The following is a 16,819-nucleotide window of genomic DNA, read 5'->3' as shown; positions in this document are numbered from 1 at the left end:
AGGCCCAGGTGAACAGGACAGCAGGCCCACCAGCATCGGTCAGGCGATCAACAGCGCGGTCGCCCAAGCACTTGCGGAGGCCGGCCAGGCCCAAGTTGGAAATCACGATGGTCGGCATGAGATTTCGGTACCGCGAGTCGATCACCTCGAACAGCACCTGCCGCTCGAAGTCGCTGCCGTGCTGGACGCCAACCTCATCGATCACCAGCAGATCAGGCGCCAGCAGGCCGACATATACATCGCGCTCCGTCTGCTCGGACTTCTTGTCGAAAGTCATCTTGATGTCGCGGATGATCTCGATTGCCATGGTGTAACGCGCAGACGCGCCGTAGCTGCGGACCACCTGCTGGGCGACAGCGCAGCCCAAGTGCGTCTTCCCGGTACCCACGTCCCCCAGCAGCATCATCGAGCGGCCAAGCTCCCAGTTGCGCTCAAACTCGCGCACGTAGTCGCTGCACTCAGTCAGCGCTACGGCCTGGCCTTCGGTTTCGGTGCGGTAGGTGTCCAGGGTGGACGCACGGAAGCGCAGCGGGATGTCAGAGGCCATCAGGCTGACGTTCATCGCCCGGTCACGCCGAACGGCCAGCGCCGGCTGGCGGACAGCTTCGTCGGCTGAATGCAGCGCGTCGAATTGGCAGCGGGTGCAGCCTTGCCAGAAGTGATCGCCCGAGAACGACTCGATCAGCTCGTCTGTGAAATCGCCGTGCACTCGGCACTGGCCAGGTTTGAATTCCAGGGTTTTCGGGGTGGTCATGATCTTGCTACCCGGTAAGTCCCGTTGGGCTGGCGAACCAGGCCTTCGGTGTGGTCAATTTTGTCGAGGTCGGTGTGATGCGATTGGCCTGCCCCCCTGGTGCCGGAAGCCCATGCATCCTTTTTCAGCCGGTCGACAATCCAAGAGGTCTTGAAACCTTGCCAAGCAGCCGTCATCGCCTCGGCCAAGGCCTTGTCGGGACTGATACCGGCTGCCCGGCACCCCTCCAGTTCGGCCAGCACGTTGTTCCAGATGGTCAGGTTCAGAGGCCCTTTCTTCTTCCTGAACTGGAAGTAATCACGGGCGGTTTGCTCGCTCAGATCGGGTGGTGCCAACTCGAGCATCTGCTCAACCGTAAAACCGTCATTTCCCCTCTTACGGTTCTTTGATGGTTCACCTTTGGGTTCTATTACGGTTCTGGGGGCATCTGGTGCCGGGGTGTCCGGCATCTGGTGCCGGGGTGAGGGGCACGTGGTGCCGGGGTCCCCGGCATCTGGTGCAGGGGGGCATTTAATGCCGGGGGCATAACATGCCGGGGTTACAACGTAGTAGGTCGACCTCCCAGCACGCTCTTTCGCCACCAGCAAGCCGACGCCTTCAAGCCAACGGATTGCGTTGCGTACCGCCCGCTCTTTCAGACAGGTGCGCTCGCAGATCTTGGCAATGGAAGGCCAGCAAACGCCGTCGTCGTTAGCGTTGTCGGCCAAGGAGATCAGGACTGACTTCTGGGCAGCGCTCATCTCGAGCGGCCAGCAGGCGGTCATCAGGATGGTGCTCACAGCTCAAGCTCCTCTGTGACACGGCGCACGAAGGCGTCGTAGCTCTCGGCCATCTCGAAGCCCTTGTCTTCCATGGCCTGGCGCCCGGCCTTGGCCAGTTCGTAAAGCGTCCAGCGCTCGCGCTCTGGAAAGCCCTTGAACTGGCTGTAGGTCGGCCAGGGGCCGATGATGATCGTCGCGCCAGCGCGCTGCTGGAGCGCCTGGGGGGGGGTAGACGGATTCATTGCAGGGTCTCCCCGTTCAGCGTTGCGCGCTTCACAACTGCCGGCGCTGGACGCCTCAACTGGTCGCCGCATTGGCTCATCAGGTTTCGCACAGCCGTGTCGATACGCCGTTTGATGTTGTACCGATGCCGCTTGGCCTCGCTCATGCGCTCGTAGCTTTGAGCGGTTGCGCGAATGACGCCGTCGTAGGCTGGATCGGAATAGTCAATGCCGTGCCGGTTCGGATACGGCTCGCCATGAGCCCGGAAGTAGCGGAACACCTCATCCTTGTAGTCTTCTCGCAGGCACGTGACCGCGTAATGAGCGTGACAGTGCTCAATCGATAGCTCAGCGATGCGCTCGATCAGTTGCTGTTTGGTAGGTTTCTTCATGGCTGGACCTTCTGGACCAGGCGGAACCGGCCCTCAAAATATGGGTGGGTCGCCTGGGTGGCGGTGACCATCGTGGATTCGGAGACAAAACGGTGGAAGGCGGCGGTGACGTGGCTTTTCGACCAGACCAGGTACTGCGAGCCGAGCGCCTCTTCGTGGCCGTTGCGGACCATTCCGGCTGGGTTTGGCTGGTTGGGCCAGACCTTGAGCACGTAGTCCACAACCGCGCCGGACAGCCCGTGCCGCTTGAGCATCGTTTCCTTGATGCGGGTGAGCGACTGACAGTTCTGTGGGCAGTGGTCCCAAACCATGGTCTGGCTGAGGTCATCGACGCGTCGCTCAACACGATCAAGCGCAACTTGCTGCTCGGCCTGCTGACGCTCCAGCGTGACCATCGTCTGAGCCTGAGCCAGCAGCTGTTCGGCTGGCGTCATCGGTCGCTGGTAGGAGCCAGTGCGGCGGATGGTCGGCAGTACTTCATCGAACACCCAGGCCTCGAACTCCTGAGCGGCCGGCATGGTGCTGTTGACGATAAGGCGAAGAGTGTCGCCCTCGGGCAGCACCCGAACGTCCTGCATGCCGCCGGCGGTTTGAAGGGGGTAGCGTTTCACGACCCCCTTGCAATGGCGCCCGACTGCATCACTAGGGTTGGCATAGCCCAGCAGGTCGCAAACATCCTTGGCGACAAACCATGGGTCGCCATGCTCGTCGGTCACGACACGAACGGGTGAACCTTTGAAGCTGAATGGCACCAAGCTCATGCAGCACCTCCCACATCCATTGCTTCGTGGAAGGCGGCTGCGTTGCGGTGCGGCCACATGAAATTGCGTGTATCGAAAACGACACGCTCAAGGAGGCGTTCAAGTTCGCCCGTGACAGGATTTTCGAATCCGCCGAGCGAGGGCACGACATGCGCCCAGTACAGGGCTTTGATCAACTTGAATGATTCGCGCGCGTCGTTGAAACGCGCGATATCCGCTGCGGTGAGGGTCACGTCGTGGACGATCTCACCGTACACCGGCGCCAGCACCAGAGCAGTTTGCTTCATCATGCCGCACCTCCTGCACCACGTTTTGCAACAGCAGGGTTTTGTGGCGCGGCGGTTGCTTGGTCGATGCGCTTCTCCAGGGTCTCCCGCTGATCATCCAGCGCGTTATGCCAGTCATCGGCGTTATAAATAGCCAGATTCGCCAAATTGGCGCCGTGCTTATCGCCGGACGTATTGAGGCGGTCATCAAGCACGTGCAGGACGCTGCGCAGCCAGTCGATCTGGCACATGGCGCACTGGACCTGGAAGGTAGCGTCCTGGGCAATGGTCTCAAGCTGGTCAGCGCTCATGCAGCACCTCCCTGCCCCGGAGCGACACCGGCATGGGCGCTGTACACCAAGGTGAGCGCTGCGTCGGCGGCGAAGTAGATCAAGGTGGCTTGGTTGGAAACGGTCGGTTCAGTCATCAAGTCGCGGAGACCAGCAAGAACCGCTTCCAAGCGATCAGTGGCTGCATCCAAGGATTCGTGAAGTGGAACACCCGCCACCGCCTCAAAGACTTCGCTGGCGCCACTGGAAGCGAAAGGATGGGCTATCGTTGTGGGCTGATTAGTCATTGCTCACCTCGGCAGCCGTTGCGCGGGCAACGCTCTTCTCTACCGACCAAACCAGCGCGCTGACGGTCTCCCCCAGGAAGCTGAGCGCTGCCATGCCATCGCAATAGGCCATTTCGCCCATGTTCAGGCTGTCGTGCATGTGCTGGCAGATCTGTCTCAGGCCAGAAGACAGTGTGCGAGCTGCACGCAGTGCGTCCTCGGCGTTTGTACCGGCCGCGACGGTGAGCAGGTTCAAGCCCCGATTATCAATCGGCGTATCCAAGAAGCCGGTCTCGACGGTGAGGATGGGTTGCGCCGGTGATGGCGTGGTGGTATTTTCTGATTTCATTTTGGTTTTCTCGAAGCAAAGTGATACCAAGACACCCGTTGGCGCGGGTGCCGACTAAGAAGCTCAGCTAAGGCTGGGCTTTTTTGTGGGCGGTCGAAAAGGTCAACCGCTCAGCAAAAAGAGGGATTGAGAGGCCTTCATGGGGAGGCCTGCGCGGTACTGGATGGGTGAACAGCCACCCCAGTGGAGCTGCGCAGATTGGAGGTTGGGGGTATCGTTTGCGTCAAGGTCGGCGGAGCCTCATTGCCGGCAGCTGCACAACGGTTGAGGATCCGGAACTCAATGACCTCAATGCGTCCATCCTCGAAAACGCGGACACGAATATCGCGAGACGATTTAGCCATCTGCGAAATCGCGCTTTGGGTAACGCCAACGGCCTTGGCGAGCTGCGGCTGGGTGCCTTTGCACCGAAGGAAGTCAGCCAGCTTAATTTCTTTCATGATGACTTCTCGATCAGGAACTCATCCAAATATTAGCCACGCTTTATTTTCGCCGCAAGCATTGATTAGCAAGGCTGGTTGCAAGATATAAGCTCTGCTAATAGGGTTCGCACATGATAACCAGACACAGACGCCCACTTACGCCTGAAGAGATTGCCGAGAGCGCAAGGCTCAAGGACATCTACAACAAGCGAAAATCAGAGGCCCGCAGCAGAGGGATCGCTCTTACTCAGACAGAGATCGGGGAGCGGTGTGAGTGGAAATCCCCACAGAGCACTGTTAACCAATATATGACTGGTAAGCTTGCTCTGAATCTGGATGCTCTCATGCGGCTATCCAAAGCTTTGGATTTCGCGCCAGAAGATGTTAGCCCCAGGCTCGCCCAGAGTGTTCAGCATCTCACCTACCCGTCCATTCAAGCTGGCAACGTGGAGCCAGGCCCTCCAATCACAACCGCACCTCGAAGGATCGAAATCGTGGGTACCGCCCAGCTTGGGAATGATGGCTATTGGGTTGGCTTGGATAACTCAGACGGATGGGTAGAAACTTGGTCTAGGGATGAGGATGCCTATGCGTTGCGACTGAAGGGCGATTCAATGGCCCCAGCTATTCGTAGTGGGTGGGTCGCGGTGTGCGAGCCTAATCATCGGCTCGTTCCAGGGGAGTATGTGATGGTGACCACTTCCGACGGGCAGAGCATGGTCAAGGAGCTTCTCTTCGAAAGCGAGGATGGAGTCAGTGTGATGTCCGTGAACTCGGCATACGAACGCCGAACCATAGACTGGTCAGACATAGACAAAATCCACTACGTCGGGAACATATTGGCACCAAGCAAGATTCTCAGCAGGATCTAGGCAGATCACCTCATCACGAACCCGCCATCCGGCGGGTTTTTTGCACCCATCAGAAGATAAATTAGCTGCGCTGTTGACATAAAAATAAAGCACAGCTAATTTTACTGACACCAACACACAGCACGGAGCACCACCATGACCGCAGCAACCACCATAACCGCCAATGGCTGGACCGGCTTCCTGGGGCGTGAGCTTTCCCCTCGTGAAGTCCAGTGCGTGCTGGGTATTGCTGCAGGTCAGACCTCGAAGGAACTGGCGCGCGAGCTCGGTGTTCAGCCCGACTCGATCAAAAAGCGGGTGCTCAGCGCGACCACGAAACTCGGCGTCACCCGGCGGGCACAGCTGGTTGCCGTAGCCATGCAGAAGGGTCTGATTAGCCCGATGGCCACAGCCCTGGCGCTGGTGCTGACCCTTCACTCGATGATCGGCGATGACGTGGCAATGCGCATCCGCCGAGGTGGAAACGGCGGCGAGCGCCGGGTCGAGCTCCGCGTTGCGGCGCGGCGGGTTGAGCAGCAGGTGGCAGTAGCCTAACCACGAAACTCACAAGCGAGAGCACTCCATGATCAGCGTGACTATCGGTATCAGCTCGGAATCGAGCCAGGCGGCAGCAGGCCCAGCCCTCGCTCCAGCTCAAGGGAAGATGACCACCCTCAAAGAACTGGCCGATCTCCTGAAGATGGACCGCAGCGCAGCACGTCGCTACGTGATGCGACTGGGCTACGAGCCGAAGCGGGCGCGTACTGCCTCCAGCGGGTTCCAAACGGCGCTGGTGTTCGACAAGGACCAGGTGCGCCAGATCCTCGAAGCCCGCCAGGCTGACGGGTACTGCTGACATGGCCAGGTCAGCGTCGAGGGCTTTCCAGCGAGAGCCCTGCGCGGTGACCAACCAGCCAGCGAATGGACTTGCGAGGATGAATCCAATCGAGGGGAGCCTGGATGACTGATTTGATTTTGACCGAGGTCGACTATCGCGAGCTTGTGACCTGTGGCGGCGACGAGCCGACCACCGACTCGGTGAGGGTGGCCAAGCGGTTCGGCAAGCGTCACGACAACGTGCTGCGCGCGATCGACAACGTCAAATGTTCTGCGAATTTTCGTCTCCTCAATTTTGAGGAGACCTCTTACATCGACGAACAGGGAAAGGTTCAGCGCATGTTCAACATGACAAAGGATGGATTCATGTTCGTTGTCATGGGTTTCACAGGGGAAAAGGCTGCCGCCTGGAAAGAAGCGTTCATCGAGGCGTTCAACAGGATGGCCCGCGAACTCCAGGACCGTTCGCTATCGATCGAGCAGCAACGTCACATGCTGGTGGCTGAGTTCAAGCAGGAGAAGGGCCTAGCGAGTCTCGCCGGAAAGACAATGCGCCGGTGGCAGCTAAAGAAGCCGGTCATTGAGGGGAAGATCATCCAGCTTGAAAAGGATGGGCAGCAAGCACTGCAACTTCACTGAGATATCGGGCGCAACTTCCGCCCAGTAACACCGCAACTTCACTCGAAAGCCAAGTTACTCGGCGGGCTCTGTCTCGCCTGAAATAAGGAGATTCACGAAATGCTCATGCTCAGTCGCAATATCGGCAAGGCAATCGTCATCGGCGGCAACATTCGCGTGACCGTGGCCGGCGTGAATGGCTCCCAAGTTCGCCTCGGCATCATTGCGCCGGGTGGAGTGGTCGTCGATCGCGAAGAGATCCACCAGCGCCGCCTGGCTGATCCTCGTCCTGCAGTTGCACCGGTAGATCCTCGGGACCTATTCATCGCCGCCAACCCTATTGGCGCCAGCGAAACGGAGCTGCAGAAGGGCCGCAACGGTTTCGTTGATGAACGCACACATGGTGACTACCTGATCTTCCTGGCCGGGTTCAATGCCATGCAGCAGCAGGTGGTGCAGGAGCAGCAGCCATGACCCAGGCCGGCCTGCTTCTGCTGCTGTGGGATGCCCTGCAGCAGCGCCAAACCACCTTTGGCCAAGTGCTCGACCTGTCTGCCGCTTGTGGCCTGGATGGGCGCCGTGTGCTGGCCGATCACTTCGACTCACAACTTGGACACGGACGGCCTAGGTTCCTACGCGGCCCCGTCGTCGGCAACAGCCAAATTGCCGCCCGTTGCGAACAGGCGGGCCCGATCAGTGCCCCAGGTGAGCGCTTTGCTAATGGTCTCGCCCGGCCTGCTCGGGTAGTACTCCTCAAGAAGGAGCAGCCCGTCAACGCGATATACACCGATAAAGAGTTGAGCCACACCGGTACGAGAGAGGCGGCTCTGAACATCAATCGTGGTGCCATCGCTGAGTTTCTCGTCATGGCTACGGTGGTGAAGTTGATGGTCTGCCCATTCCCAAAACCTAGCACCTCGATTCTTCATAGCTCCCCCATCCCTAGAAGTGTTCTGAGCATTAACTTCATGCCTTTCAAGGTTTATAAGCCAAATACTCGCCTGTCAATAATCCTCCAGCCCAGAGCCGCCAGTATAGTTTCAGGAGGTTTCCAATGATCAAGCGCCGATCAATCAATCCCGCCGCCCTCCCCGCCATCGGCCAGCCCCTGGGCGGCGGCTTCTTCGCCGGCCGTCTCTTCTTCGATGGTGCTGAGCACGCAGTCATCGACGCAGGCCGGGAGTTCGAAGTGGCTGCCCACTGGTGGCAGGAGGAAGGCCCACGCCCACGCATCCGGGGTGCCACGTCGCGCTTCGACGGCCTGGCCAACACCCAGGCCATGGCCGCCGAGGGCAGCGCTATCGCCCGAAAGGTGCTGGGCATGAACATCCGTGGCACCTGGGGCTGGCACATCCCGTCGATTGAGGAGCTGCAGGTGCTGCGCTGCAACCTGCTGCAACTGCCGGACTGGGGTCACGATGGGTCGTACACGGTCAGGGGTGCGGTCCAGGCATTCGGCCTGAGCGAGTACTGGAGCAGTAGCCAAAAGTCGAACGCAGCGACCGCCTGGTGCCTGCACATGCTGCCCTGGTGCGTGCCCGATACGAACTGGGTGAGCAAGTGCAAGGGCATCAGGCCGGTGCGCACCTTGCTGATCAGCCAGGAGGCTTTCGTCCACGCTCCGTCGACCGATACGGGCGTGCCCAGCGCCGATTTGCGCGGCCTGGCCAACCAGCACGCTGTGGCCACCGTACTCGAGCGGTTCGTGAACGAGGACACCGGCAAGTTCTACGGGCGTGCAGAGGCGCTGGTGGCTGAGCTAGCGGCGCTGGCGGGAGTGCTCTCGTGAACATCGTTGCGACTATGGCATTGCGTAGAGCCCTTGGCCGACGGAACTCAGTGCAGGCGCGTGCGGCTGCCCGGGTGCATCCCACAGAGGCCGAAACGCCGAAAGCTTCCAGCGGACCACTCTCTATCACCGGCCCAATCAACCGGTACATGTTCCTTCAGGGGCGCGAGTGGGCTATCGACATGGTCGCCTCTCTTCGCGCTGCGCCTGTTGAGTTGGTTATCGAGCGCTTGATCGGGGCAGCAACTGGCCGGCCAGGTAGCTACGTAGCCGGAATCGAGTCTGTGGTGCATGAACTGAAAGGCGCTGACGCAAAAGGTCAGGCGGAAGATGAGAAGCTGACGGACCAGGTCGGGAGGAAGGCATGAGTGAAGAAACCGAGGTACTGACCGTCGAAGGCCTGGCCAAGATGTTGGGCCGCACCGAGGCGTCGATCAGGGAGGGGATTCGCCGAGGCGTGCCGTGGCTACCCAAGAGCTTCAAGATGGGCAACCGGCACTGCTGGCTGAAGGAGGACGTGCGCAAATTCCTGCGCGAGTTTCGGGATGGGGAACACCAAAAGCAGAAACCGGGAAGGAAGCGGAAAGAGCCGCCACGGTTAAGAGTGGCATGAAAAAGCCCCGATTTACGGGGCTTTTTCATTACTTGTCTTTGGCCTGCAGGTTGGGAATAGGCTTACCTTGCTGCTTGCATTCGGCTCGCAGTCGCTCATCAGATCGAATGTACTCGGCAAGCATATGGGTCAGCTCGGAGTTGGATTTCGAACGTTTGATTCGGCTCAGGTCGAGGTTGCTCATCGCCACGGTAGTCATAGCTAATCCCTTCAGAAAGTCAGGACACAGTCCCGATTTTGGTAGTACGCGGCTCTCATATGACTGAGATTATGCCGATACTGCGCGCCATCATGCGTTAGGTATTCCTTCTCATCTGAGTACCCTAACGCTTGAATAAGTTCATCAAAAAGCGTGTCAAAAACCTGGTCAGCGACGGCCATGTGCTCTCGGAGCGGATGATCCGTTGCCAAATCATCACGGAATACGTAATGGTCTGGCGACTCCAGGCTCATCTGCCGAGGTCGATGGTACATTAGCACCGCCGGTTCAGCCGGGTGAAGAGCCTTTACATTAGCCTGCTGCCGAATCGCAAACCAGACCCATATGAATGCCGCAGCACTCATGATGTGTCGATCCATCAATATCTCGATCGTAGCCTTGCTATTGATGATTGCAAGGATCAAAGCAAAAGCAGATGGTACATGCCCGCCATTGTTGTGGCGGAGAATGATCCGGATCAGCACACCATCATCCTCAGCGCGGTTCAGCGCATCGATGATAGGGCCCACGGTCACCATCGAAATTTCTTTTACGATCTCAAAATCCATGCGGCTTCCAGCTCACGATTCCGTTCGCTCAAATCGGAGCGAAAAAGTCAGCGGATTCTACACATGGATCCGTTCCACTTAAAGTGGAATCTAGGCCAAATGCCATCAATAGCCAATCCGTTTGTCGCCTGGGATTACGTTTTGGCCGGCATTTTTCGCCTAGCCTAGCTTTTCGGCGAGGTCCTGCGGGCTGAGGTGGGTATAGCGCTTGAGCATCGCTAGGGTCTTGTGGCCCGTGATACTCGCGACTTCCATCATGGTGAAGCCGCGCTCGAAGAAACGACTGGTCGCCTCATGGCGAAGGTCGTGAAGGCGTAGACCTTCAATCCCAGCGGCCACGCAGGCACGAGGGAAGTAGTTGCTGATCGTGTTTAGCGCCAGGTTGAAGTACCGGCCGCCACCGATCGGCGTAGGCAATCCCTCCAGCAGGGCGATTGCCCGGGAGGATAATGGCACGGCGCGCCGCTCGCCGTTCTTGGTGTCTTCCAGATAGGCCACTTTGCCGCGCACCTGGTCGCGGCGCAGCATCAACAGCTCAGAACGGCGCATTGCCGTCTCCACCGCCAGTTCAATGAACACCGGAAGCTGGGCATTCATCTGGCCGGCTGCCTTGTACAGCGCGGCGAGCTCCGCCGGCGTCGGGCGCCGATCCCTTTCCTTGCTGCCCTTGGGCATCCGGATAGCTCGGCACGGGTTGGCCAGTCCTTCGATTCCCCATTCCTTGGTGGCCACCGTGTAGAGATGGCTGATCACCGCCAGGTTGAGGCGAACGGTAGCCGTCGATTTCCCTTCCTTCAGCTCAGCATCGCGATACGCGGCCATGTCGCTCGAGCGAATGGCAGCCAGGCCTTTGCTGGCCAACTTGTGCTCTTTCCACTTCTTGATGCGGACCTGCTCCTGCTTGGCGCCCTTCTTGGTAGAAGTCACCTCGGACAGGTATCGGTCCAGGGCCTCGGCCAGCGTGGTGCTCTCGGCCTCGCGCATATCCACGAAGCGTGCACGCGACATGTCCCCCTCGATCTCGGCTGCCCATCGCTGGGCTTCTGCTTTGGTGTCAAAGGTGGCGGAAAGTGTTGGATATCCTTTGCGGCGGATCTGGGCACGCCAGGCGTCACCGCGCTTTTCGTAGTAGGCCATGGCGGCGAATTTATGGGGGAGCGCGGGGGAGCGTCAAGCGGTAAAATGTGGGGACCACTCCCAACAGAGGCTCGACCTGTCTTGCTGACCCACGAAAGGCTTCGCGAACAATTGAGCTACGACCCGGAAACCGGCGAGTTTCGGTGGGCCGTTCGGAAACAGAAGGTAAAGCTCGGGTCAATTGCCGGAAAAGTCAAAAAGGCTGGCTATGTCGAGATCCGCATCGACTTGGTGAGCTATCAGGCACATCGCTTGGCGTGGCTCTACATGACAGGGAAATGGCCGCAGGGCGACATCGATCACATCAATCGAAATCCTGGCGATAATCGGTTTGAAAACCTAAGAGAGGCCAGCAGGTCACAGAACCTCTGCAATGTCGGCGCCCTGGCTACGTCGTCGACCGGGGTGCGCGGGGTGGATCTTCACAAGGCCAGCGGCAAATATAGGGCAAGGATCAGGGTGAGCGGCATGCGAATTGAGCTTGGCCTGTTCGCAACACTTGATGAGGCCCGGGCGGCTTACGCGGCGGCGCGAAATACTCATCATGGTCGGTACGCGGAAGGAGCTGCGGGGGAGCTTGGGGGAATTTGATTGCACCAAAATTCCCCCAAATGAAAAAAGCCCCGAGGGCTGTACAGCGCTCGGGGCCTTTAATATGGCGGAGAGATAGGGATTTGAACCCTAGGTACTGTTGCCAGTACAACGGATTTCGAATCCGTCCCGTTCGACCACTCCGGCATCTCTCCAATGCCGCGCATCATACCAGCGTTCTTTTAAAACGCAAACCTTTTTTTAAAAAAAATCGCGTGGTATCAGGCGCTTGCGTGAACGCACCGCTTACAGCGGCACGCCCAGGCGCTTGGCAACTTCTTCGTAGGCTTCGATCACGTCGCCCAGGCCCTGGCGGAAGCGGTCCTTGTCCATCTTCTTGCGGGTTTCTTTGTCCCACAGGCGGCAACCGTCTGGGCTGAACTCGTCACCCAGCACGATCTGGCCGTGGAATACGCCGAACTCCAGCTTGAAGTCGACCAGCAGCAGGCCGGCGTCATCGAACAGCTTGCTCAGCACTTCGTTGACCTTCAACGACAGCTTTTTCATTTCTGTCAACTGCTCAGCGGTGCCCCAGCCGAACGCGACAACGTGGGACTCGTTGATGAACGGGTCGCCCTTCTCGTCGTTTTTCAGGAACAGCTCGAAGGTGGAGGGCTCCAGCTTGATGCCTTCTTCAACGCCCAGGCGCTTGACCAGGCTGCCGGCCGCGTAGTTGCGCACTACGCATTCGACCGGGATCATGTCCAGCTTCTTGACCAGGCATTCGTTGTCGCCCAGCAGCTTGTCGAACTGGGTCGGCACGCCGGCTTCTTCCAGCTTTTGCATGATGAAGGCGTTGAACTTGTTGTTCACCATGCCTTTACGGTCGAGCTGTTCGATGCGCTTGCCGTCGAACGCCGACGTGTCGTTACGGAACAGCAGGATCAAGCGGTCGGCGTCATCGGTCTTGTAAACCGATTTGGCCTTGCCGCGGTAGAGTTCGTCGCGTTTTTCCATGATTGGGCTCCGCTTGCTTGAGGTGTTGGGCTAGGCGATTTCGCGCCAGTCGAGCCCGTGTTCCTGATTCGCCACCTGGAGCCAGTCCGGGTCGCACCCAAGGGTGTCGACGAAGCACTGGCGCGCCAGATGTGGCAGGTTGTTCTTGCTGCTGAGGTGGGCCAGCACCAGATGCTGCAGGTTGTTCCAGCCCAACTCGTGCACCAGGCGCGCGGCCTGGTGATTGTTCAAATGCCCTTGCATGCCCCCTACCCGCCGCTTCAAGAACGCCGGGTAGTGACCGCGTGCCAGCAGGTCGCGGCAGTGGTTGGCCTCGATCAGCAGTGCATCCAGGCCTTGGTAGCGTTCCAACAACAGCGCGTCGTACGAGCCCAGGTCGGTGAGCATGCCAAAACGGCGCTTGCCGTCACTGACCACATATTGCAAGGGCTCGTAGGCGTCGTGCTCTACCCGCGCGGCGTTCACTTGCAGGCTGCCGATATGCAGGCTTTGGCCACAGGCGAGAAAACCGGCCACCTCCACCGGCTTGCGCATGCCGCGCAAGGTGCCTTGGCTGAGGTAGACCGGTACATTGTAGCGCCGTGACAGCAAGCCGACCCCATGCACGTGGTCGGCATGTTCGTGGGTGACCAGCACAGCACTTAGTTGCGCCGGCGAAACCCCGAGCAGCGCCAGGCGCCGCTCGGTTTCGCGCAGGGAAAACCCGCAATCGACCAGGATGAACGTGTCACCACTGGCGATCAGCGTGCCGTTCCCTTGGCTGCCGCTTCCGAGTACCGCGAAGCGCACTTAGCCCAAGTGGTCCTGAATGGCGCTCAGCACACGGCGAGCGACATCGGGCGGCGCCACGGTGTTGATGTTTTTCTCGACGGTGACCTGCACGCTTTCACCCACCTTGCTCAGGCGGACCTGGTAGCGCTCGGCACGGGCTTCACGCTCTTCCTTGGTGGGCTCGCTGCCGAACAGGCGCCCGAAGAAGCCCGGCTGGTTCTGCTTGTCTTCAGGCTTTTCCGACAGGTTGATGTAGTACAAGCCCAGGCTGCGGTTGATGTCCTCGACACGCCACTGGCCACCCTGCTCCAGGGCGCGGCCTACACCCGACCAGGCGCGGTCCAGGTCGGAGCCCAGGTAGAGTACCGGGTTACCGCTGCCGTCCTCGCTCAGGCTGACGCGGCTTGGCGCGTCGAAATCACGCTCAGCCAGCAGCGACACCGAACCGCCCTTCTCGGCGCTGCGGTTCATGCTGGCCAGCATTTCGTCGACCAGCAGGGCATCGGCGCCGGCATTGGCGGAGGTGGACGGGAACGCAGGCTCGGCGGTGCTGCCGGCCGGGCGCTCGACGCTGACCACATACACCTCGGAGGTGTTGCGTTGCACGCCAGGCTCAATGCGCACACGTACGCGCACTTCGCTGTCAGCGCTGCTGGCAGTGCTGGCCAGGCGCTGGCCGAGCGATGCCGACAGCTCGTCGAAGCGCTGCCAGCTGGTGTTGAATTCACCGGTCTGCGGGCGCTCTTCGTCGATACGGAAGCCGTTGTCCTCAAAGAACTGGCGGGCCACCGGCCACACCTCGGCCGGCGAGTGCTGGGCCAGCACCCAACGGCTGCTGCCGCTGCGCTGCAGGCTGTAGTCGGTGACCTGGCCAGCGCCACCGGTCAACGGTTGCGGCCGCGGCACTTCGTACTCGCCCGTGACGTTGTCATCGGCGACGTTACGCGGAATTGGCAACAGCGGGTCGAGCCGCTTGACGTTGCTGGCGTCCGGCGGCAGCTGCATGGGCGCGGTAGGGTGCGCCTGCAGGTAGTCGCTGCCGCGGTCGCGGAAATAGCCATCCTCGCCCCACAGCCAGCCACACCCACTGGTGCTGGAGATAATCAGGGCAAGGGCAGAAAGACCAGCCAGTCGCTTCATGCGGTGTACTTCCTCTTAAACCAGTACGCCGGACTGGCGCAAGGCAGTACGGACTTTGTCGTGGCAACCTTCGCTGAGCCAGGTCAGCGGCAGGCGAATACCCTTTTTCATCAGGCCCATTTCAACGAGCGCCCACTTCACCGGGATGGGGTTGGCTTCGCAGAACAGCTCTTTGTGCAGTGGCATGAGCTTTTCGTTGATAGCGCGGGCCTTCTCGGCATCGCCCGCAAGGGCGGCCTCGCACATATCGGCCATTTCGCGCGGGGCGACGTTGGCGGTGACGGAGATGTTGCCCTTTCCGCCCATCAGGATCAACTCGACAGCGGTCGGGTCATCGCCAGACATGACGATGAAGTCGCTGGCAACGCCTTCCAGGATCGCTTTGGCACGGGCCAGGTCGCCGGTGGCTTCCTTGATACCGATGATGTTCGGCACGGTCGACAGGCGGATCACGGTCTCGGCCTGCATGTCGCAGGAGGTGCGGCCCGGCACGTTGTAGAGGATCTGCGGGATGTCGACGGCTTCGGCAATGTGCTTGAAGTGCTGGTACAGGCCTTCTTGCGTTGGCTTGTTGTAGTACGGAACCACCAGCAGGCAGGCATCGGCGCCGGCATTCTTGGCGTTCTGGGTCAGGTGCACGGCTTCGGCAGTGGAGTTGGCACCGGTACCGGCGATGACCGGGATGGGCTTGTTGCTGCGCTTGACGCGCTCGACCACATGCTTGATGACCAGGATGTGCTCTTCGACATCGAGCGTGGCCGACTCACCGGTGGTGCCGACAGCGACGATCGCATGGGTGCCGTTTTCCAGGTGGAAGTCTACAAGTTTGTCGAGGCTGCCCCAGTCAACACGCCCTTGTGCATCCATGGGTGTGACCAATGCCACCATACTGCCCGCAATCATGTAACTGCTCCTGCCGGAAAAAGAGAGCGGTAATGGTACTGGGGGCATCGGCCTTGCACAAGCGAAGCAGGCGGGCGGAGCATTCCCCTCGGCGCCTTATTTCGCTACCCTTGATGCTTTGATCGGTGCAGCGCGGCCCGCCGGGCCGTCGACCTTGCTCCCGGCCAGCGTCCAAGACCTCGCATGCGAGCCCCGGGCCCTGCCGACTGGAGGCTTTCTCCCGTCCTGTACCGACCGCTCATCGCTTTAGGAATGCTGCATGTCCACCCCCACCGTCCGCGAACAATTCCTCGTCATCAGTGCCTTGGGGCCCAACCCCATGGAACTGGCCAACGTCCTCAGCCGCGCTGCCTTCGAAAACCGTTGCGCGGTGGTTACCTCGCGCCTGAGCCGCCACGGCGAAACCAGCGCCCTGGTGCTGCAGGTAGGCGGCAGCTGGGACGCCCTGGCCCGCCTTGAAGCCATGCTGCCAAGCCTGGGCAAGAAGCACGGCCTGACCCTGGACGTGGTGCGCAGCGCCGACCAGGAGGTACGCCCGCAGGCCCTGCCTTATGTAGCCTACGTCAGCGCCGCCTACCGCCCGGACATCATCAACGAGCTGTGCCAGTTCTTCCTCGACCACCGCGTCGAGCTGGAAGCCATGACCTGCGACACCTACCTGGCGCCGCAGACCGGCAGCAGCATGCTCAATGCCCAGTTCACCGTCATTTTGCCGGCCGGCACGCAAATCAGCTGGCTGCGTGACCAGTTCCTGGACTTTGCCGACGCCCTGAACCTCGATGCGCTGATCGAGCCATGGCGCCCACAGAACCCAATGTAAGGAAGCGATCATGGCTGTAGCACTCGACCAACCTGTAGCGCACTTCCAGGCCCAGGCCACCGGCGGGCAAACCGTGAGCTTGGCCGACCTCAAGGGCCGGCAGGTGGTGCTGTACTTCTACCCGAAGGACAGCACCCCGGGCTGCACCACCGAAGGCCAGGGCTTCCGCGACCAGCATGAAGCCTTTGCTGCGGCCAACACCGTGGTGTTCGGCGTGTCGCGTGACGGCATCAAGTCGCACGAGAACTTCAAGGCCAAGCAAGGCTTCCCGTTCGAGCTGATCAGCGACAAGGACGAGGCCCTGTGCCAGCTGTTCGACGTGATCAAGCTGAAGAAGCTGTATGGCAAGGAGTACATGGGCGTCGATCGCAGCACCTTCCTGGTCGACAAGGAGGGCGTGCTGCGCCAGGAATGGCGTGGGGTGAAGGTGCCCGGGCATGTGGATGCCGTGTTGGCAGCAGCTCAGGCACTGAACAAGGCTTGAGATCGTTGGGGGCGCTTTGCGCCCCTTTCGCGACACGAGGCCGCTCCTACGACGGGCG

28 protein-coding genes and 1 tRNA gene are annotated in these 16,819 nt (G+C 60.1%); 10 read left to right on the top strand and 19 right to left on the bottom strand.

Features of this window, described 5'->3' with window-relative positions; genetic code table 11:
- From APH30_RS19460 to APH30_RS28865, 10 genes are all read right to left on the bottom strand, one after another.
- The coding region (locus tag APH30_RS19460) for an ATP-binding protein (RefSeq protein WP_054913487.1) at positions 1–754 on the bottom strand (754 nt) is incomplete at its 3' end.
- Positions 751–1,533, bottom strand: a complete 783-nt coding sequence (locus tag APH30_RS19455; RefSeq protein WP_256222086.1) for a helix-turn-helix domain-containing protein — start codon at positions 1,531–1,533, stop codon at positions 751–753. The genes APH30_RS19455 and APH30_RS19460, both read right to left, overlap by 4 nt.
- On the bottom strand, positions 1,530–1,757 hold the full coding sequence (locus APH30_RS19450) for a hypothetical protein (RefSeq protein WP_054913486.1): 228 nt from the start codon (positions 1,755–1,757) through the stop codon (positions 1,530–1,532). Before APH30_RS19450 ends, APH30_RS19455 begins: the two co-directional genes overlap by 4 nt.
- Entirely contained in the window at positions 1,754–2,128 is a 375-nt protein-coding gene (locus tag APH30_RS19445; RefSeq protein WP_054913485.1) for a hypothetical protein, read from the bottom strand. Before APH30_RS19445 ends, APH30_RS19450 begins: the two co-directional genes overlap by 4 nt.
- On the bottom strand, positions 2,125–2,889 hold the full coding sequence (locus APH30_RS19440) for a Bro-N domain-containing protein (RefSeq protein ID WP_054913484.1): 765 nt from the start codon (positions 2,887–2,889) through the stop codon (positions 2,125–2,127). The genes APH30_RS19445 and APH30_RS19440 overlap by 4 nt, the downstream gene beginning before the upstream one ends.
- Positions 2,886–3,179, bottom strand: a complete 294-nt coding sequence (locus APH30_RS19435; RefSeq protein ID WP_156326574.1) for a hypothetical protein — start codon at positions 3,177–3,179, stop codon at positions 2,886–2,888. Before APH30_RS19435 ends, APH30_RS19440 begins: the two co-directional genes overlap by 4 nt.
- Positions 3,176–3,466 (bottom strand): hypothetical protein, encoded by a 291-nt coding sequence (locus APH30_RS19430; protein ID WP_054913483.1) that lies wholly within the window; start codon positions 3,464–3,466, stop codon positions 3,176–3,178. The genes APH30_RS19435 and APH30_RS19430 overlap by 4 nt, the downstream gene beginning before the upstream one ends.
- On the bottom strand, positions 3,463–3,732 hold the full coding sequence (locus APH30_RS19425) for a hypothetical protein (protein WP_054913482.1): 270 nt from the start codon (positions 3,730–3,732) through the stop codon (positions 3,463–3,465). The genes APH30_RS19430 and APH30_RS19425 overlap by 4 nt, the downstream gene beginning before the upstream one ends.
- Entirely contained in the window at positions 3,725–4,060 is a 336-nt protein-coding gene (locus APH30_RS19420; RefSeq protein WP_029885930.1) for a hypothetical protein, read from the bottom strand. The genes APH30_RS19425 and APH30_RS19420 overlap by 8 nt, the downstream gene beginning before the upstream one ends.
- 137 nt (positions 4,061–4,197) lie before the next feature.
- Positions 4,198–4,500 (bottom strand): Cro/CI family transcriptional regulator, encoded by a 303-nt coding sequence (locus APH30_RS28865; RefSeq protein ID WP_064590906.1) that lies wholly within the window; start codon positions 4,498–4,500, stop codon positions 4,198–4,200.
- A gap of 113 nt (positions 4,501–4,613) precedes the next feature.
- On the opposite strand from APH30_RS28865, the gene APH30_RS19410 reads away from it, so the two are divergent.
- From APH30_RS19410 to APH30_RS19390, 5 genes are all read left to right on the top strand, one after another.
- The gene (locus APH30_RS19410; RefSeq protein ID WP_029885928.1) at positions 4,614–5,354 is read left to right on the top strand and encodes a S24 family peptidase; all 741 of its coding nucleotides are present in this window, start codon (positions 4,614–4,616) and stop codon (positions 5,352–5,354) included.
- Positions 5,355–5,489: 135 nt separating this feature from the next.
- Positions 5,490–5,888, top strand: a complete 399-nt coding sequence (locus APH30_RS19405) for a response regulator transcription factor (RefSeq protein ID WP_029885927.1) — start codon at positions 5,490–5,492, stop codon at positions 5,886–5,888.
- Between the two features lie 28 nt (positions 5,889–5,916).
- On the top strand, positions 5,917–6,189 hold the full coding sequence (locus APH30_RS19400) for a hypothetical protein (RefSeq protein WP_029885926.1): 273 nt from the start codon (positions 5,917–5,919) through the stop codon (positions 6,187–6,189).
- Between the two features lie 104 nt (positions 6,190–6,293).
- On the top strand, positions 6,294–6,809 hold the full coding sequence (locus tag APH30_RS19395; RefSeq protein ID WP_029885925.1) for a Rha family transcriptional regulator: 516 nt from the start codon (positions 6,294–6,296) through the stop codon (positions 6,807–6,809).
- A 99-nt stretch (positions 6,810–6,908) separates the two neighbouring features.
- Positions 6,909–7,262 carry a carbon storage regulator gene (locus tag APH30_RS19390; RefSeq protein ID WP_050492198.1) on the top strand — a complete coding sequence of 118 codons (354 nt, stop codon included), beginning with the start codon at positions 6,909–6,911 and terminating at the stop codon, positions 7,260–7,262.
- Between the two features lie 158 nt (positions 7,263–7,420).
- On the opposite strand, the gene APH30_RS29655 is transcribed toward APH30_RS19390, so the two are convergent.
- On the bottom strand, positions 7,421–7,717 hold the full coding sequence (locus tag APH30_RS29655; RefSeq protein ID WP_080709209.1) for a hypothetical protein: 297 nt from the start codon (positions 7,715–7,717) through the stop codon (positions 7,421–7,423).
- A 125-nt stretch (positions 7,718–7,842) separates the two neighbouring features.
- On the opposite strand from APH30_RS29655, the gene APH30_RS19380 reads away from it, so the two are divergent.
- Positions 7,843–8,577, top strand: a complete 735-nt coding sequence (locus tag APH30_RS19380) for a hypothetical protein (RefSeq protein ID WP_054913481.1) — start codon at positions 7,843–7,845, stop codon at positions 8,575–8,577.
- 364 nt (positions 8,578–8,941) lie between these two features.
- Positions 8,942–9,190 (top strand): AlpA family transcriptional regulator, encoded by a 249-nt coding sequence (locus tag APH30_RS19370; protein WP_054913480.1) that lies wholly within the window; start codon positions 8,942–8,944, stop codon positions 9,188–9,190.
- Positions 9,191–9,218: 28 nt separating this feature from the next.
- On the opposite strand, the gene APH30_RS28855 is transcribed toward APH30_RS19370, so the two are convergent.
- The 3 genes from APH30_RS28855 to APH30_RS19360 all read right to left on the bottom strand — a co-directional run bounded on the left by APH30_RS28855 (position 9,219) and on the right by APH30_RS19360 (position 11,095).
- Complete coding sequence (locus tag APH30_RS28855) at positions 9,219–9,389, bottom strand: hypothetical protein (protein WP_156326572.1); 171 nt, start codon at positions 9,387–9,389, stop codon at positions 9,219–9,221.
- Positions 9,390–9,400: 11 nt separating this feature from the next.
- Positions 9,401–9,958 carry a hypothetical protein gene (locus APH30_RS19365; protein ID WP_054913479.1) on the bottom strand — a complete coding sequence of 186 codons (558 nt, stop codon included), beginning with the start codon at positions 9,956–9,958 and terminating at the stop codon, positions 9,401–9,403.
- A gap of 159 nt (positions 9,959–10,117) precedes the next feature.
- Positions 10,118–11,095 carry a site-specific integrase gene (locus tag APH30_RS19360; RefSeq protein ID WP_054913478.1) on the bottom strand — a complete coding sequence of 326 codons (978 nt, stop codon included), beginning with the start codon at positions 11,093–11,095 and terminating at the stop codon, positions 10,118–10,120.
- Positions 11,096–11,176: 81 nt separating this feature from the next.
- Between APH30_RS19360 and APH30_RS19355 the strand changes: the two genes are divergently transcribed.
- On the top strand, positions 11,177–11,686 hold the full coding sequence (locus APH30_RS19355; RefSeq protein WP_177333758.1) for an HNH endonuclease signature motif containing protein: 510 nt from the start codon (positions 11,177–11,179) through the stop codon (positions 11,684–11,686).
- A 65-nt stretch (positions 11,687–11,751) separates the two neighbouring features.
- Here the strand turns inward: APH30_RS19355 and APH30_RS19350 are convergent.
- The 5 genes from APH30_RS19350 to dapA all read right to left on the bottom strand — a co-directional run bounded on the left by APH30_RS19350 (position 11,752) and on the right by dapA (position 15,457).
- Positions 11,752–11,841: transfer RNA gene (locus tag APH30_RS19350), tRNA-Ser, on the bottom strand.
- Positions 11,842–11,932: 91 nt separating this feature from the next.
- Positions 11,933–12,643, bottom strand: coding sequence for a phosphoribosylaminoimidazolesuccinocarboxamide synthase (gene purC / locus APH30_RS19345; RefSeq protein WP_054913476.1), 711 nt, complete (start codon positions 12,641–12,643; stop codon positions 11,933–11,935).
- Positions 12,644–12,673: 30 nt separating this feature from the next.
- Positions 12,674–13,432, bottom strand: a complete 759-nt coding sequence (locus tag APH30_RS19340; RefSeq protein WP_009682009.1) for an MBL fold metallo-hydrolase — start codon at positions 13,430–13,432, stop codon at positions 12,674–12,676.
- Complete coding sequence (bamC, locus tag APH30_RS19335; RefSeq protein ID WP_054913475.1) at positions 13,433–14,554, bottom strand: outer membrane protein assembly factor BamC; 1,122 nt, start codon at positions 14,552–14,554, stop codon at positions 13,433–13,435.
- 15 nt (positions 14,555–14,569) lie between these two features.
- A complete protein-coding gene (dapA, locus tag APH30_RS19330; protein ID WP_009682011.1) occupies positions 14,570–15,457 on the bottom strand; it encodes a 4-hydroxy-tetrahydrodipicolinate synthase in 888 nt (295 codons plus the stop codon).
- Between the two features lie 259 nt (positions 15,458–15,716).
- Here dapA and APH30_RS19325 point away from each other — a divergent pair, with 259 nt between their 5' ends.
- Together APH30_RS19325 and APH30_RS19320 are read left to right on the top strand one after the other, a co-directional pair.
- The gene (locus APH30_RS19325) at positions 15,717–16,277 is read left to right on the top strand and encodes a glycine cleavage system protein R (protein WP_009682012.1); all 561 of its coding nucleotides are present in this window, start codon (positions 15,717–15,719) and stop codon (positions 16,275–16,277) included.
- 10 nt (positions 16,278–16,287) lie between these two features.
- Complete coding sequence (locus APH30_RS19320; protein WP_054913474.1) at positions 16,288–16,761, top strand: peroxiredoxin; 474 nt, start codon at positions 16,288–16,290, stop codon at positions 16,759–16,761.
- Positions 16,762–16,819: the final 58 nt, after the last annotated feature.

The organism is Pseudomonas sp. NBRC 111127 (assembly GCF_001320345.1).
Lineage (GTDB): Bacteria > Pseudomonadota > Gammaproteobacteria > Pseudomonadales > Pseudomonadaceae > Aquipseudomonas > Aquipseudomonas juntendi.
Note: the sequence above shows the minus strand (reverse complement) of the source record. Positions and strands in the feature narration are given on the sequence as shown.

Excerpts from the sequence above, each read along its gene's own strand:
- APH30_RS19320 (WP_054913474.1), top strand. The coding sequence starts at position 16,288 with ATGGCTGTAGCACTCGACCAACCTGTAGCGCACTTCCAGGCCCAGGCC.
- purC (WP_054913476.1), bottom strand. The coding sequence starts at position 12,643 with ATGGAAAAACGCGACGAACTCTACCGCGGCAAGGCCAAATCGGTTTAC.
- APH30_RS29655 (WP_080709209.1), bottom strand. The coding sequence starts at position 7,717 with ATGAAGAATCGAGGTGCTAGGTTTTGGGAATGGGCAGACCATCAACTT.
- APH30_RS19390 (WP_050492198.1), top strand. The coding sequence starts at position 6,909 with ATGCTCATGCTCAGTCGCAATATCGGCAAGGCAATCGTCATCGGCGGC.
- APH30_RS19395 (WP_029885925.1), top strand. The coding sequence starts at position 6,294 with ATGACTGATTTGATTTTGACCGAGGTCGACTATCGCGAGCTTGTGACC.
- APH30_RS19450 (WP_054913486.1), bottom strand. The coding sequence starts at position 1,757 with ATGAATCCGTCTACCCCCCCCCAGGCGCTCCAGCAGCGCGCTGGCGCG.
- APH30_RS19430 (WP_054913483.1), bottom strand. The coding sequence starts at position 3,466 with ATGAGCGCTGACCAGCTTGAGACCATTGCCCAGGACGCTACCTTCCAG.
- APH30_RS19435 (WP_156326574.1), bottom strand. The coding sequence starts at position 3,179 with ATGATGAAGCAAACTGCTCTGGTGCTGGCGCCGGTGTACGGTGAGATC.
- APH30_RS28865 (WP_064590906.1), bottom strand. The coding sequence starts at position 4,500 with ATGAAAGAAATTAAGCTGGCTGACTTCCTTCGGTGCAAAGGCACCCAG.
- APH30_RS19360 (WP_054913478.1), bottom strand. The coding sequence starts at position 11,095 with ATGGCCTACTACGAAAAGCGCGGTGACGCCTGGCGTGCCCAGATCCGC.
- APH30_RS19420 (WP_029885930.1), bottom strand. The coding sequence starts at position 4,060 with ATGAAATCAGAAAATACCACCACGCCATCACCGGCGCAACCCATCCTC.
- APH30_RS19410 (WP_029885928.1), top strand. The coding sequence starts at position 4,614 with ATGATAACCAGACACAGACGCCCACTTACGCCTGAAGAGATTGCCGAG.
- APH30_RS19365 (WP_054913479.1), bottom strand. The coding sequence starts at position 9,958 with ATGGATTTTGAGATCGTAAAAGAAATTTCGATGGTGACCGTGGGCCCT.
- bamC (WP_054913475.1), bottom strand. The coding sequence starts at position 14,554 with ATGAAGCGACTGGCTGGTCTTTCTGCCCTTGCCCTGATTATCTCCAGC.
- APH30_RS19370 (WP_054913480.1), top strand. The coding sequence starts at position 8,942 with ATGAGTGAAGAAACCGAGGTACTGACCGTCGAAGGCCTGGCCAAGATG.
- APH30_RS19380 (WP_054913481.1), top strand. The coding sequence starts at position 7,843 with ATGATCAAGCGCCGATCAATCAATCCCGCCGCCCTCCCCGCCATCGGC.
- dapA (WP_009682011.1), bottom strand. The coding sequence starts at position 15,457 with ATGATTGCGGGCAGTATGGTGGCATTGGTCACACCCATGGATGCACAA.
- APH30_RS19400 (WP_029885926.1), top strand. The coding sequence starts at position 5,917 with ATGATCAGCGTGACTATCGGTATCAGCTCGGAATCGAGCCAGGCGGCA.
- APH30_RS19425 (WP_054913482.1), bottom strand. The coding sequence starts at position 3,732 with ATGACTAATCAGCCCACAACGATAGCCCATCCTTTCGCTTCCAGTGGC.
- APH30_RS19445 (WP_054913485.1), bottom strand. The coding sequence starts at position 2,128 with ATGAAGAAACCTACCAAACAGCAACTGATCGAGCGCATCGCTGAGCTA.
- APH30_RS28855 (WP_156326572.1), bottom strand. The coding sequence starts at position 9,389 with ATGACTACCGTGGCGATGAGCAACCTCGACCTGAGCCGAATCAAACGT.
- APH30_RS19325 (WP_009682012.1), top strand. The coding sequence starts at position 15,717 with ATGTCCACCCCCACCGTCCGCGAACAATTCCTCGTCATCAGTGCCTTG.
- APH30_RS19405 (WP_029885927.1), top strand. The coding sequence starts at position 5,490 with ATGACCGCAGCAACCACCATAACCGCCAATGGCTGGACCGGCTTCCTG.
- APH30_RS19440 (WP_054913484.1), bottom strand. The coding sequence starts at position 2,889 with ATGAGCTTGGTGCCATTCAGCTTCAAAGGTTCACCCGTTCGTGTCGTG.